Source organism: Microbacterium sp. SA39 (assembly GCF_000967865.1).
Taxonomy (GTDB): Bacteria; Actinomycetota; Actinomycetes; order Actinomycetales; family Microbacteriaceae; genus Microbacterium.
This window is the reverse complement of the sequence record NZ_JXRU01000036.1, coordinates 97,488-111,081: the sequence shown is the minus strand read 5'-3', so window position 1 is coordinate 111,081 and position 13,594 is coordinate 97,488. Positions and strand designations below refer to the sequence as shown.

At 69.3% G+C, this 13,594-nt stretch carries 11 protein-coding genes and 1 pseudogene; 9 read left to right on the top strand and 3 right to left on the bottom strand.

Features of this window, described 5'->3' with window-relative positions; all coding sequences use genetic code 11:
- Window positions 1-70 precede the first annotated feature (70 nt).
- The 5 genes from RS85_RS12870 to RS85_RS12850 are packed head-to-tail and all read left to right on the top strand — an operon-like array spanning window position 71 to window position 5,640.
- Window positions 71-787, top strand: coding sequence for an NUDIX hydrolase (locus tag RS85_RS12870; RefSeq protein ID WP_046013860.1), 717 nt, complete (start codon window positions 71-73; stop codon window positions 785-787).
- Window positions 784-2,121, top strand: coding sequence for a quinolinate synthase NadA (nadA, locus tag RS85_RS12865; protein ID WP_046013859.1), 1,338 nt, complete (start codon window positions 784-786; stop codon window positions 2,119-2,121). The genes RS85_RS12870 and nadA overlap by 4 nt, the downstream gene beginning before the upstream one ends.
- Window positions 2,118-3,647 carry an L-aspartate oxidase gene (gene nadB, locus RS85_RS12860; protein ID WP_046013858.1) on the top strand — a complete coding sequence of 510 codons (1,530 nt, stop codon included), beginning with the start codon at window positions 2,118-2,120 and terminating at the stop codon, window positions 3,645-3,647. Before nadA ends, nadB begins: the two co-directional genes overlap by 4 nt.
- Window positions 3,647-4,498: a carboxylating nicotinate-nucleotide diphosphorylase gene (gene nadC / locus RS85_RS12855; protein WP_046013857.1), complete on the top strand. Its 852-nt coding sequence runs from the start codon at window positions 3,647-3,649 to the stop codon at window positions 4,496-4,498. Before nadB ends, nadC begins: the two co-directional genes overlap by 1 nt.
- Before the next feature lie 5 nt (window positions 4,499-4,503).
- Window positions 4,504-5,640 carry a cysteine desulfurase family protein gene (locus RS85_RS12850; protein WP_046013856.1) on the top strand — a complete coding sequence of 379 codons (1,137 nt, stop codon included), beginning with the start codon at window positions 4,504-4,506 and terminating at the stop codon, window positions 5,638-5,640.
- 42 nt (window positions 5,641-5,682) lie between these two features.
- Here RS85_RS12850 and RS85_RS12845 read toward each other — a convergent pair whose 3' ends face one another.
- Window positions 5,683-7,257: a cation:proton antiporter family protein gene (locus RS85_RS12845; RefSeq protein WP_046013855.1), complete on the bottom strand. Its 1,575-nt coding sequence runs from the start codon at window positions 7,255-7,257 to the stop codon at window positions 5,683-5,685.
- Window positions 7,258-7,377: 120 nt separating this feature from the next.
- On the opposite strand from RS85_RS12845, the gene RS85_RS12840 reads away from it, so the two are divergent.
- Together RS85_RS12840 and RS85_RS12835 are read left to right on the top strand one after the other, a co-directional pair.
- Entirely contained in the window at window positions 7,378-8,325 is a 948-nt protein-coding gene (locus tag RS85_RS12840; protein ID WP_235282433.1) for a glycosyltransferase family 2 protein, read from the top strand.
- Between the two features lie 21 nt (window positions 8,326-8,346).
- Entirely contained in the window at window positions 8,347-9,120 is a 774-nt protein-coding gene (locus RS85_RS12835; protein ID WP_046013975.1) for an SDR family NAD(P)-dependent oxidoreductase, read from the top strand.
- 106 nt (window positions 9,121-9,226) lie between these two features.
- On the opposite strand, the gene RS85_RS12830 is transcribed toward RS85_RS12835, so the two are convergent.
- Window positions 9,227-11,290: an ABC transporter ATP-binding protein gene (locus RS85_RS12830; protein WP_442921964.1), complete on the bottom strand. Its 2,064-nt coding sequence runs from the start codon at window positions 11,288-11,290 to the stop codon at window positions 9,227-9,229.
- 160 nt (window positions 11,291-11,450) lie between these two features.
- Here RS85_RS12830 and RS85_RS12825 point away from each other — a divergent pair, with 160 nt between their 5' ends.
- Window positions 11,451-12,938, top strand: coding sequence for an MDR family MFS transporter (locus RS85_RS12825; RefSeq protein ID WP_046013852.1), 1,488 nt, complete (start codon window positions 11,451-11,453; stop codon window positions 12,936-12,938).
- Window positions 12,939-12,971: 33 nt separating this feature from the next.
- Here RS85_RS12825 and RS85_RS19835 read toward each other — a convergent pair whose 3' ends face one another.
- Window positions 12,972-13,118: a hypothetical protein gene (locus tag RS85_RS19835; protein ID WP_162836775.1), complete on the bottom strand. Its 147-nt coding sequence runs from the start codon at window positions 13,116-13,118 to the stop codon at window positions 12,972-12,974.
- 22 nt (window positions 13,119-13,140) lie between these two features.
- Here RS85_RS19835 and RS85_RS20215 point away from each other — a divergent pair.
- Window positions 13,141-13,542: pseudogene (locus RS85_RS20215) on the top strand (carboxymuconolactone decarboxylase family protein); the annotation flags it as partial.
- Between the last annotated feature and the right edge of the window lie 52 nt (window positions 13,543-13,594).

The following is a 13,594-nucleotide window of genomic DNA, read 5'->3' as shown; positions in this document are numbered from 1 at the left end:
GAGAAAACGTCATCTGCGCGCACTAAGGGTCAGGAGGACACTAAGATCGATCTCGGAGGTTAAGGTACTCATGACTCGAAGCAGTGGCATCCGGGTGGCCGTCTCGACGGCGATCCTCACGCTGCGCCGCGGAGACGACGGCGACGCGGGTCTCGCCCTGCCTCTGGTACGGCGCACCCGCGAGCCCTTCGCCGATCAATGGGCGCTCCCCGGCGGCTGGCTTACCGAGACCGAATCACCCGTCGACGCCGCCGCCCGTACGCTCGCCGAGACGACCGGTCTCGCGCCCAGCTACCTCGAGCAGCTGTACGCCTTCGGCGCCGTCGACCGCTCCCCCACGCGCGTCGTCTCGATCGTCTACTGGGCGCTGCTGCGTCAGGACGACGTCATGGCGCAGAGCGCCGCGCACCTGGCATCCGGCCACGCGCCCGAGAACGTGCAGTGGTTCGACATCGATGCGCTTCCGGCACTCGCCTTCGACCACGCGAAGATCATCGAGTACGCGCTCTGGCGGCTGCGGAACAAGGTCGGCTACAGCCGCGTCGCACACGGCTTCCTCCCCGCCGAGTTCACGCTCGCCGACCTCCGCGAGGCGTACGAGGCGATCCTCGCCAAGCACCTCGACCCCGCCAACTTCCGACGTCAGGTCGAGGCGACGGGAAACCTCCTCCCCACCGAGCGCTTCCGCACCGGAAACCACCGACCTGCACGTCTGTACCGCTACAACACCGATGTCGAGTTGGCCGACCGCGGCCCGCTCGGTTCCGAAGAAACGAGCATCCGATGAGCACCACCTTCGTCCCCACCCCCGCGGTTCCGTCGCTGGACCCGTCGGTCGATCACGCGATCCAGGCGATCGTCGGCGGTACGTCGACCGACGCCACCTGCGCGACCGATCTCGCGGCCGGCCCCTGGGATTTCGACACCCGCCCGGGCTACGGTCCCGGGTCGTCGATGGGCGACGTCATCCCGACCGGCGCTCCGCGTCAGGGCGAGCTCCCGGCCGCGTACCGCGAAGCCGATGAGGACGAACTGCACGCGCGCATCATCGCCGCGAAGGCCGCTCTCGGCGACCGCGTCGTCATCCTCGGCCACTTCTACCAGCGCGAAGAGGTCGTGCGGCACGCGGACTACGTCGGCGACTCCTTCCAGCTCGCGACGGCGGCCAAGGGACGGACGGATGCCGAGGCGATCGTGTTCTGCGGCGTGCACTTCATGGCCGAGACCGCCGATCTGCTCTCCCAGCCGGAGCAGGCAGTGATCCTCCCGAACCTCGCCGCCGGATGCTCGATGGCCGACATGGCCGACATCGATCAGGTCGAGGAGTGCTGGGAACAGCTCGCGGATGTCCTGGGCGACCTCGACACACCGGATGCCGACGGCCGAGTGCCCGTCATCCCGGTCACCTATATGAACTCGTCCGCGGCGATCAAGGGTTTCGTCGGGCGACACGGCGGCATCGTCTGCACGTCCTCGAACGCCGAGACCGTGCTCGAGTGGGCGTTCGAGCGCGGGCAGCGCGTGCTCTTCTTCCCCGATCAGCACCTCGGCCGCAACACGGCGAAGGCGATGGGCGTGCCGCTGGAGCAGATGCCGATGTGGAACCCTCGCCGTCCGCTCGGCGGTTCCTCCGAGGCGGAACTCGTCGACTCCCGTGTGATCCTGTGGCACGGGTTCTGCTCGGTGCACCGGCGCTTCACGGTCGCGCAGATCGATCAGGCGCGCGCCGAGCACCCCGGCGTGCGCGTCATCGTGCACCCGGAGTGCCCGATGGAGGTCGTGGATGCCGCGGACGAGGCCGGCTCGACCGAGTACATCCGTCGCGCGATCGACTCGGCCGCGGAGCCCACGACGTTCGCGATCGGCACCGAGATCAACCTGGTCCGCCGGCTTGCGGCCCAGTACCCGCAGCACGAGATCTTCTGTCTCGACCCGGTCGTGTGCCCCTGCTCCACCATGTACCGCATCCACCCCGGATACCTGGCCTGGGTGCTCGAAGAGCTCGTGGTGGGGCGCACGCCCAACCGGATCACGGTCTCCGACGATGTCGCCGAGCCCGCGCGCCTGGCACTGGAGCGGATGCTGGCGACGAAGCCGCCGGTGAGGGCCGGAGCGCGATGAACGTCCTCGTGGTCGGCTCGGGCATCGCCGGGCTCACCGCCGCTCTCCACGCGCACGAGGCCGGGCACGCGGTCACGGTCGTCACGAAGGGCGAGCTCGGCGACGGCAGCACGGGATACGCGCAGGGCGGCGTCGCCGGGATGTACGGCATCGGCGATTCGAAGGAGCAGCACGCGGCCGACACGCTGACCGCGGGCGCCGGTCTGTCCGAAGCCGACGCCGTCGACGCCCTCGTCACGGACGGCGTCGACCGCATCGCCGAGCTGATCGCGCGCGGCGTCGCCTTCGACCGCGACGCCGAGGGCTCGCTGCTGCTCGGTCGTGAGGCAGCGCACAGCCACGCCCGCATCGTGCATGCCGGCGGAGACGCGACGGGCGCCGCGATCGCCCGTGCTCTCGTCGCGGCGGTGCGTCGGGCATCGATCGAGGTCATCGACCATGCGCTGCTCACCGACCTCGTGGTGGTCGAGGGCGCGGTGCGCGGCATCCGCCTGCTGCGCGGGGACCACGTGTCGGAACTCTCCGCGGATGCCGTCATTCTCGCGACCGGCGGCGCAGGGCACCTGTACGCGCACACGACCAATCCGGCGGGGACGACCGGAGACGGGATCGCCGCCGCCCTTCGCGCGGGCGCAGCCGTCGCGGACCTGGAGTTCGTCCAGTTCCACCCGACGATCCTCTCGGCCGGTCCCGCCTTCCTGATCTCGGAAGCCGTGCGCGGAGAGGGCGCCACTCTGCTCGATGAGCAAGGCCGACGCTTCGTGTTCGACAGCCACCCCGACGGCGAGCTCGCGCCGCGCGACGTCGTCTCCCGAGCGATCGTCCGACGAGCAGCGGTGCAGGGAACGCCCGCGCGCCTGGATGCCACGATGCTGGGGCGGACGACGCTGACGAGGCGATTCCCGACCATCGACCGGGTCACACGCGAACGCGGCTTCGACTGGTCGACCGAGCCCATCCCGGTGACACCTGCTGCGCACTATCTGATGGGCGGCATCGTCACCGACCTGCACGGCCGCAGCACGATCCCCGGGCTCTTCGCGGTCGGCGAGGTCGCACGCACCGGCGTGCACGGCGCCAATCGGCTCGCCTCGAACTCCCTGCTCGAGGGTGCGGTCTTCGGGGCAAGGGCGGCCGCGGCGCTCGGTGAGCCCTGGCGTTTCGTCTCGCTCCGCTCGCTCAACGAACGAGCTGCCCCGGTCGTTGAGCGAGGAGCGCACCGACGAGGTGAAACGCCTCGCCTCTCCTCGCACTTCTCACGCGCGGCCCTGCAGCAGCTGATGTGGGACCACGTCGGGCTGCTGCGTTCCGAGGAGGGCCTGCGGCACGCGCTGCGGACCGTACGAGCCTGGCGCGCACGCGCCGTGGCACCGGCGACGCTCGCTGAGCATGAAGACGCGAACCTGCTGCTGCTGGCCGAGGCGACGGCATCCGCCGCCCTCGCCCGCCCGGGTTCCGTCGGCGCGCACTACCGCCTCTCGGATGCCGAGACCCGCACCCCTGCACCGATCCTGGAGACCGTCTGATGCTCACCCCCGCCATCCTCACGCGTGTCGTCGGCGCGGCCCTGGAGGAGGACGCTCCCTGGGGAGACCTCACCAGCACGACCCTGCTTCCCGTCGAGGCGACGGCCACTGCCGACCTCGTCGCGAGGGAACCCGGCGTGTTCAGCGGCGGCGAGGTCTTCGCCACCGCGTTCGCCCTCACCGACGCCGCCCTCATCGTCGACCTGCACGTCGGCGACGGCGATGAGTTCTCCCCCGGCGACGTGCTCGCCTCGGTCTCAGGCTCGGCGCGCAGCATCCTCACCGCCGAGCGCGTAGCCCTGAACTTCACGCAGCGGATGAGCGGGATCGCAACACTGACCGCCGCCTATGTGCACGCGGTCGAGGGCACGGGCGCGCGCATCGCCGACACCCGCAAGACGACCCCCGGCCTGCGGGCGTTCGAGCGGCACGCCGTGGCATCCGGCGGGGCGCGCAACCACCGGTACTCCCTGTCCGATGCGGTGATGGCAAAGGACAACCATCTCGCCGTGCTGAAGCGCTCGGGCGCCGACCTCGCCACCGCGCTCCGCGACGCGCTCTCGCTCCTGCCGCACACCACCCACGTCGTGGTCGAGGTCGATCGCCTCGATCAGATCCCCGCCGTGCTCGACGGGGGCGCCCACACCGTGCTGCTCGACAACTTCTCGCTCGATGAGCTGCGGGAGGGCGTCGCCCTGATCGGGGACCGTGCGACAGTCGAGGCCTCCGGCGGGGTGAACCTCGACACGGTGCGCCACATCGCGGAGACCGGTGTCGACGTGATCTCCGTCGGCGCTCTCACCCACTCCGCTCGCGCTCTCGACCTGGGCCTCGATCTGCGGATCGACTAAACGCCGTGCTCTACCTCGACCACGCGGCCACATCTCCCGTCCGACCGGAGGCGCTCGAGGCGATGCGCCCCTACCTCACCGGAGTCTTCGGCAACCCCTCCAGCCACCACACGGCGGGTGAGGCTGCGGCGAGCGCTCTCGACGACGCCCGCACGCGGGTCGCGTCTGTGCTCGGTATGCGCCGAAGCGACGTGGTGTTCGCGGCCGGGGGCACGGAGGCGAACAACCTCGCGGTCAAGGGCATCGTTCTCGCCGCTCTCGAACGGGACAGACGTCATCTCGTCGTGTCGCCCATCGAGCATGAGTCGATCCTCGAGTCAGCCAGGTACCTGCGGCGCTTCCACGGCGTCTCGGTGACCATGCTGGTGGTCGACGCCGCAGGGCGCATCGATCCGGCTGCCCTGGCCGAGGCGCTCCGCGGCGATACGGCCCTCGTCTCCGTCGGGCACGCGAACAACGAGATCGGCACGATCCAGGACGCCGCCGCGCTGGCCGAGGTCGCCCACGCGGCCGGAGTTCCCCTGCACCTCGATGCGGTGCAGTCCGCAGGTTGGCTGCCGCTGCGCGATCTCGGCGCCGACGCCATCTCGATCGCCGGACACAAACTCGGCGCCCCGAAGGGGATCGGTGCGCTCGCGGTGCGCGGACGCGTGCCACTCGAACCTCTCCTGCACGGCGGCGGCCAGGAACGCGGACGCCGCTCGGGTACCGAGAACGTCGCGGGTGCGGTGGCCCTGGCGACGGCGCTGGAACTCGCCGAGGCGGCGCGGCAGGCCACGTTCGCCGGCGTCGGTGACGCGACAGCCCGCTTCATCGCCGCCGTGCTGCGGGCCGTCCCTGTGGCCGCACTCACCGGCGACCCCGTGCATCGCCTCCCCGGGACCGCGAGCTTCACCTTCGCCGGTACGAGCGGCGAGTCGGTGCTGCTGGAACTCGAGCGCAGGGGCGTCATCTCGTCGAGCGGCTCAGCCTGCGCGGCCGGCAGCGATGAGCCGTCCCACGTGCTCCTCGCCTGCGGAGTGCCGCCCGAGGTCGCACAGACGTCGGTGCGCTTCACGTTCGGCAGGGAGCCGCTGTCGGATCAAGCGCCGGAGCATCTCGCCCGGCTGGTCGCGGACGCGGTGCGGGCGATCTCCGGCTGACGGCTGCAGAGCGGCGGGGCTCAGCGACAGACGTGGCGCTGCCTACGGCTCCTCCGACTGCATGGCGAGCCCGGCGAGCGTGTGCCCGGCACCCTCATAGATGTTGAGCACCCCGTTCACGCCGTTGGCGGCGAGGTGTTCCACCTGATCCGGATGCTGCGCCACGGCGACCACCCGACCGTCGAAGCCCGCCTCGTGCAGTCGGTCTAGCGCGTAGGTGTTGGAGCCGTGGAATGCCATCGCCAGCACGACGGTCTTGACGAACCCGCCGGAGACCAAGCGGCTCCAGAAGTCTAGGTCGGTCGCGTCGCCCTCCACGACGTGGAGCCCCTGCGCTTCCAGCCGAGAGATGACCGCATGGTCGTTGTCGATGCCGAGTACCCGCATCCCTCCCTCATTCACGAGCCGCTCGTACGCGGCACGGCCGACGCGCCCCATCCCGAGCACGACGACATCCGAGCCACTGGTGTCGATCGGCCGGTCGGCGGGGCGCAGCCGCGAGGGCTCGCGCTGCGGGAGCCACTTCCGCATGGAGGTGACGAGAACCGAGGCGTAGGTGTTGGCCACAGAGGAGATGACCATGCTCAGGGCCACGGCGATCGTGATGATCGTGAGCCAGCGATCGCTCAGCAGGCCGGACGTGACGCCGAAGGCCGCCACGATGATCGAGAACTCCGAGAAATTGCTCAGCACGAGTGCGGTTCTGATCGCCGTGCGGTTGCGGAGCCCGAAGAGTCGGCAGAGCCAGACGAACCCGATGAAGGTGAGCGGCAGCAGGACGACGCAGAGCCCCAGGGCGAGACCCGCGTCCGACCAGGTCGGAGAGGCGCTCATGCCGATCACCAGGAAGAATCCGACGAGGAAGAGCTCCTTGACGCTGAACAGCGACTTCGACATCTCGATCGCTCGGGGATGACCGGCGAAGAGGAGTCCCAGCACCAGGGCCCCCAGGTCGCCCTTGATCCCCACTGCCTCGAACGCGAAGTAACCGGGGCCCAGTGCCATCACCACGCCGAAGAGCACGAGCAGTTCGCCGTGCCCGATCAGTGCCAGCAACTTGCGCAGCAGCCACACGAGTGGGAGCACGAGCACCAGCGCGAACGCCCACGGACTCGGAGGCTCGTCCTCGCTGACCGTGATGAAGACGACAGCCGCGAGATCCTGGATGACGAGGATCGCGATCGCCGTCTGCCCGTACAGCGACCCGTCGTCCGAACGCCCCTCCAGCACCTTGACGCACAGGACGGTCGAGGAGAACGACAGAGCGAATCCGACCAGTGCCAGAGTGCGCCATCCTTCGATAGAGGCGAGGCCGATCACGCCGGCCAGTCCGACCGTTCCCGCGATGACCAGCACGCTGAGCACCATGTGGATGACGGCGGTTCCGTACGCCTCCCGTCGCAGCAGGGCACGCATGTCGAACTTCAGCCCGATCGTGAACAGCAGCAGGGTCACGCCGATGCTGGCGATGCGCTCGAGGCCGGTGAAGGGTTCGACCTGCAGGGCGCCGAGAACGAAGCCTGCGCCGAGGAAGCCCACCAGCGCGGGAACGCGCAGCAGATGCGCGACCGTTCCGAAACCGGCGGCGACCATCAGAGTCAGCGCGATGTCGTCCATGGCACCTCATCTCGCGGTCTGAGACAACTCTACTGAGGCCGGATCCTCGGTCACCCGGGTGTGCAGACGCCGATCGGTCTGCGACGCCGCAACGCGCATTCACGGCCATAGACTCGGCTGGTGCCCGCCCCCGCCCCGATCGTGACCATGATCGTTCCCGGACGCGACATCGCCGCGTTCGCCCCGGCCGCCCTCGACTCCCTCCGCGCGCAGACCGAGTCGCGCTGGCGGGCGATCCTCATCGACGACGGCTCGACCGATGCGACCGGCGCGATCTTCGCCGAGGCCGCTGCGGGCGACCCGAGGTTCACGGTGATCCGGCACGAGGCCTCGCGCGGGCTGGGCGCTGCACGCAACATCGGCGTTGCGCTGGTCGACACGCCCTTCCTGGGCTTTCTCGACGGCGACGACGAGCTCTCCCCCGAAGCGCTCGCCCGCCTGACCGCGACCCTCATCGAGACCGGGAGCGATTTCGCCGCGGGTGCCTACGTCCGTCTGCGCCCGCATGGTCACTCCTACAACGCGGGACGGGTGCAGCCGTGGATCGCTGCAGCCACGGATCCGGCACGGCTCGGCACGACGCTCGATCAGCATCCACGTGTGGTGTCGAACATCGTCGCCTGGTCGAAGATCAGTCGCACCGGCTTCTGGACCGACCTCCGGTTCCCGGAGGGCGTCGCCTACGAGGACCAGATCGTCGCTCAGCAGATGTACACGCGAACGCAGGCGTTCGACGTGATCCCCGACGTCATCGTGCGCTGGCGCGTCCGCCCCGACGGAACCTCCATCACGCAGGGCAAGTCGCAGCTGCCGGTGCTGCGGGATTACCTCTCCGCCCTGCGTGGCGGCATCCGCGTTCTGCAGGATGCCGGGGCGCGCGCCGCCGTCACCGCTCGGCTCGATCTGATCCTGGCGATGGACATGCCCTCGCTCCTCGACATCGCCGCGACCCACGACGACCCCGCCTACGCCGCAGAGGTTGCAGCGTTCATCGCCGAGCTGCGTGCGCTTCCCGAGTTCGCGGACGCCTCCCCCGACGAGGCCATCGCGGCCGCTCTCTCCTGGTGATCGACACAGATGGGTGAATCCATGACCGACTACCTCGCCTCGCTGTTCTCGCTCGAGGGCCGCACGGCCGTCGTGACCGGCGGGAGTTCCGGTATCGGTCGCGGTATCGCGACCGCGCTCGCCCATGCCGGGGCGTCGACCGTCATCGTCGCGCGCGGCGCCGACCGCATCGACGAGACGGTGCAGGACCTGAAGGACAGCGGATGCCGCGCCGCCGGCGTCGTCGGAGATCTCGGCACCCGGGACGGCATCCACGCCCTCGTGGAGGCGGCGGCCGAACCCTTCGGCCAGCCCGACATCCTGGTGAACTCGGCCGGCATCAACATCCGTCCGCCCTATGCCGACATCACCGAGGCGGACTGGGACGCCACCATGACGGTGAACGCGCTCGCCCCGTTCCTGCTCGGACAGCGGTATGCGCAGGGCATGGCCCGGCGCGGGTACGGCCGGCTCATCCACGTCAGCTCGCAGCAGGCGCACCGTGCCTTCGTCGGCAGCGGAATCTACGGTGCATCCAAGGGAGCCGTGGAGTCCCTGATGCGGTCAGAGGCCGAGGCCTGGGGCGGGACCGGTGTGACGAGCAACACGCTCGTTCCGGGATTCGTGCTCACCCCGCTCAACGCTCGACTGCAGCAGGATCCGGAGAAGGTCGCAGAGCTGGCCGCGCGCACGATGATCGGACGCAACGGACTGCCGAGCGACTTCGCCGGTGCCGCGGTGTTCCTCGCGGGAGCAGGCTCGGGGTACATCACCGGTCAATCGCTCTTCGTCGACGGCGGCCTCTCGGTCCACTGAGCCGCGACCAATCGATGCCGAACCGGCCCCTTCTGCGCGAGCCACCCTTCGAGATCGATCAAACAGGGGCGGCTCGCGCAGAGAGGGGCCGGTCGGCGGAGAAAGATCAGGTCTCGGGCGGATACACCCGCTCGTCGACCCGCTGCTCGGCCAGCAGCGGCACCGCCGCGGTGAGCGCGGCGACAGCGTCCGCGCCGGCGGAGTCGACCGGCGCACGGTCGGCACGACGATCGGCGAGCGCCGCCCCGACGCCGCCGGTGACCGCTTCCTCGACGACCGCCTCGGTCGCCAGCACGCGCGAGGCGGCGACCTGCTGAGCGGCGAGTTCGGCGTAGAGGCCGTCGTGGGCGAGCAGTTCGGCGTGCGTGCCCGATTCGACGATCTTGCCGGCCTCGACCACGTGGATCACGTCGGCACCCATGACGGTCGAGAGGCGGTGGGCGATCGACAGGGTCGTCCGGCCCTTCGCCGCCTCGTCGAGCGCCTCCTGCACGACACGCTCCGACACCGTGTCGAGGGCGGAAGTCGCCTCGTCGAGCAGCAGCACCGGCGGATCCTTCAGCAGCACGCGCGCGATCGCGATGCGCTGCTTCTCGCCCCCGGAGAGGCGATAGCCGCGCTCGCCGACCACTGTGTCGTAGCCGTTCTCGAATCCCTCGATGATGTGATGGATGTTCGCGGCCTTGCAGGCCTCGATCACCTCCTCCGCCGAGGCGTCGGGCCGTGCGTACAGCAGGTTGTCGCGGATCGTCGCGTGAAACAGATATGTCTCCTGGGAGACGATGCCGACGTGGTCGATGATCGACTCCTGCGTCAGCGTGCGCACGTCCGCACCGGCGAACAGCACAGCCCCTTCCTTCGCTTCGTAAAGCCGCGGCGCCAGGTAGAGGATCGTCGTCTTGCCAGCTCCGGACGGCCCCACGAAGGCGACGTGCTGCCCTGGCTCGGCGACGAATGACACGCCGTCGAGCGTCGGCCGGGCATCCGTCGACGCGTCGGGGTAGCGGAAGACGACGTCGGCGAACTCGATGCGTCCGCGCGGACCCGGTGCCTGATCGACCGAGATCGCATCCGGAGCATCCGCGATCTCGGGAACCAGGTCGAGATACTCGAAGATGCGCGCGAACAGCGCGGAAGATGTCTGCAGGTCGAGGGAGACCCGCATGAGTCCCATCAGCGGCATCAGCAGTCGCGCCTGGACCGTCGTGAACGCCACGACCGTGCCCGCCGTGATCGCATCCGTGCCGCCCGTGATCAGGTAGCCGGAGACGAGGTAGATGACCGCGGGGACACTCGCCATGAGCACCTGCACCACGGCGAAGAACCCCTGCCCGCTCATGGCCCTGCGCACCTGCAGCATGACCTGGTTGCGGTTCTCGGCCTGATAGCGCGCCGACTCGGTGCGCTGCCGGTTGAAGGCTTTGGACAGCAGCATCCCCGACACGCTCAGCGTCTCCTGAGTGATCGACGTCAGCTCCGACAGCGATTCCTGGGTCTCTCCCGCGATGCGGGCGCGCACCTGCCCCACGCGTCGCTGCACGAAGATCAGGAACGGCATCAGGACCACCGCGATGAGGGTCAGCCGCCAGTCGATGATGATCATCGCGACGAGTGAGGCGACGACCGTCACCACGTTGCCCAGGATGCTGGTGACCGTGTTGGTCAGGACGCCCGAGACGCCACCGACGTCGTTCTGCAGCCGCGACTGGATGACACCGGTCTTGGTGCGGGTGAAGAATCCGAGCTCCATCGCCTGCAGATGCTCGAACAGGCGCACCCTCAGGTCGCCGGTCACGCTGTTGCCCACCGTCGCCGTCAGCCAGGTCTGTGCCACGCCCAGCACGGCGGAGAACAGGAACAGCGCAACCATGACGCCCACGAGCCAGGCGAGCAGCTCGAGCCGAGGGCTGCCGCCGTCGACCGGGAAGAGGGCGTCGTCGAAGATGCGCTGCACGATCAGCGGCGGGATCACGGCGATGCCGGCGCCCGCCACCACGAGGATGCCGGTGAAGAAGATGCGCCATCGGTACGGCCGGAACAGGGCGACCACTCGCGCGCCGAGCCCGGTGATCCGAGGCGCCTCGGCGTTCTGCCGACGCTGCGCGTCTTCGTCGACACCGCGGAACCCGCCGCCGCGGTGTCCGCCGCTCATCCCACCGCCCATGCTCATGGCGCCAGCGTACCCAGCGCAGCCGACACCGAGGGCCGGGGCATCCGCTCTCGGCGGATTTCCGATCGGTTCGGAATGAAATGTCGGATGCTGTGGTTACGCTGAGAGACTCGCGCGATCTCTCGCACATCCCCCCATCTCATCGCCCAGGAGGCCGCCCATGTCTGCCGTCGATACCGGCTCCATCCGGACAACCGATTCCGCGCCCGCACTCGCGCCCGGCGAGATCTCGCGCAGCGACATGCGCGTGATCTGGCTGCTTCTCGTCGCCGCCTTCGTCGCCATCCTCAACGAGACGACGATGGGGATCGCGATCCCGCATCTGAACGCCGACCTGGGCATCCCGCCGGAGCTCGGTCAGTGGCTGACCAGCGCGTTCATGCTCACCATGGCCGTCGTCATCCCGACGACGGGCTTCATCCTGCAGCGCTTCACCACGCGCCAGGTCTTCATCGCGGCGATGGTCGCCTTCTCGCTCGGCACCCTCGTCGCACTCGTCGCGCCCGGGTTCGGCGTACTGCTGATCGGCCGCGTGATCCAGGCCGCAGGTACCGGCATCATGATGCCGCTGCTGATGACGACCATCATGAACGTCGTCCCGCCGCAGTCCCGCGGTCGCATGATGGGCCGCGTCGGCATGGTGATCTCACTCGCGCCGGCTATCGGACCGACGATCGCCGGTGCCCTCCTCGAGGCCTTCAGCTGGCGCGCGCTGTTCGCGGTCGTCCTCCCGATCGCGCTCATCGCCCTCGGCATGGGCGCCAAGTGGATGACCAACCTCGGCGAGACGCGTCGCGTTCCGCTGGACGTTCTCTCGATCCCGCTCGCCGCGCTCGGCTTCGGCGGCATCGTGTTCGGCCTCAGCCAGTTCGGCGGCGAAGGCGGCTCCGGCGAGACGACGGGCATCATCGCCCTGGTCGTCGGCGCAGTGACGCTCGGCCTGTTCGTCTGGCGGCAGCTCCTCCTGCAGCGCGTCGATGACGCACTGCTCGATCTGCGCGTCTTCCGGGCCGGCAACTTCACCTTCTCGGTCATCATCATGACGATCCTGGCGCTGTCGATGTTCGGCACGCTGACGCTGCTGCCTCAGTACCTGCAGAACGTCGCAGGACTGAACGCGCTGCAGGCTGGGCTGATCCTGCTGCCCGGCTCCGTGCTGATGGGTCTTCTCGGCCCGATCATGGGCCGCGTCTACGACGCCCGCGGCACGCGCCCGCTGCTGATCCCCGGCACGATCCTCGTCTCCGCCGCACTGTTCTACTACTCGACAGTCGGCGAGCACACCGTGTGGTGGGTCCTGATCATCGTGCAGGCCGCGATGTCGGTCGGACTCGCGATGTCGTTCACGCCGCTGTTCTCGGCGTCGCTCGGGTCGCTCCACCGCTCGCTGTACTCGCACGGCTCCGCCGTCTTGAACACGCTGCAGCAGGTCGGCGGCGCTGCGGGAGTCGCGCTCCTCACCGTCACCTACTCGGCGATCCTGCACGCCGGCGAGACCGAGGGTCTGACGACGGCTGCCGCCGGGGCACCGGGCGCGCGGATGGCCTTCCTCATCGCCGCGATCATCTCGCTCGCCGCGGTGGCGCTCAGCCCGTTCGTGCGCAAGCCCGCCGACGACGCAGGAGGAGATTTCCACGGCGGTCACTGACCGTCGGGAATCGACCTCGGTGGCGTCTGCCCGCTACTGCGTCTTTGTCGCAGGAATGTGGCAGACGCCACCACTGCAGTAGCCGGCGGCATCCGCCTCGAGCAGGTTCAGGCCGTCCGCGAGCGGCAGCGGCGCGAGGGACGCATCCTGCTCTGTGGAGTCCTGCTGCGTTTTCGTCATCCTTCGATCGTACGCCTGCCGGATGCCGGTGGCGCCGCTTGCTCTTTCCCGCGTGATCGTCGCGGCGTATCGTTCCCGCATGATCATCACTCCCCCGGATCCGAACGGTGCAGAGGGCCACGTCGCTGAGATCTACGCGGACGACATCGACCATGACGGCTTCGTCTTCGCCCACACGCAGGCGATGGCGGTGAACCCCGAAGCCCATGCTGCCTTCGAGTCCCTGATCCGAGCGATCGTCCCCTCGATCGGCCTCCGCGTGTACGAGGCCGCGACGCTCGGCGCGGCCCGCGCGCTGGGTTCGACCCACTGCCTGCTCGCGCACGGCAGGAAGTCCCTGCGGGCGGGCGTTCTCGACGACGACGGCCTCCGAGCTTTCGCCGAGGGAGACGACCACGGATTCACGTCTGCAGAGCAGGCCGTGGTCGACTACGCGGCCCGGATGTCGAGCGATCCCGGTTCGATGACCGACGACC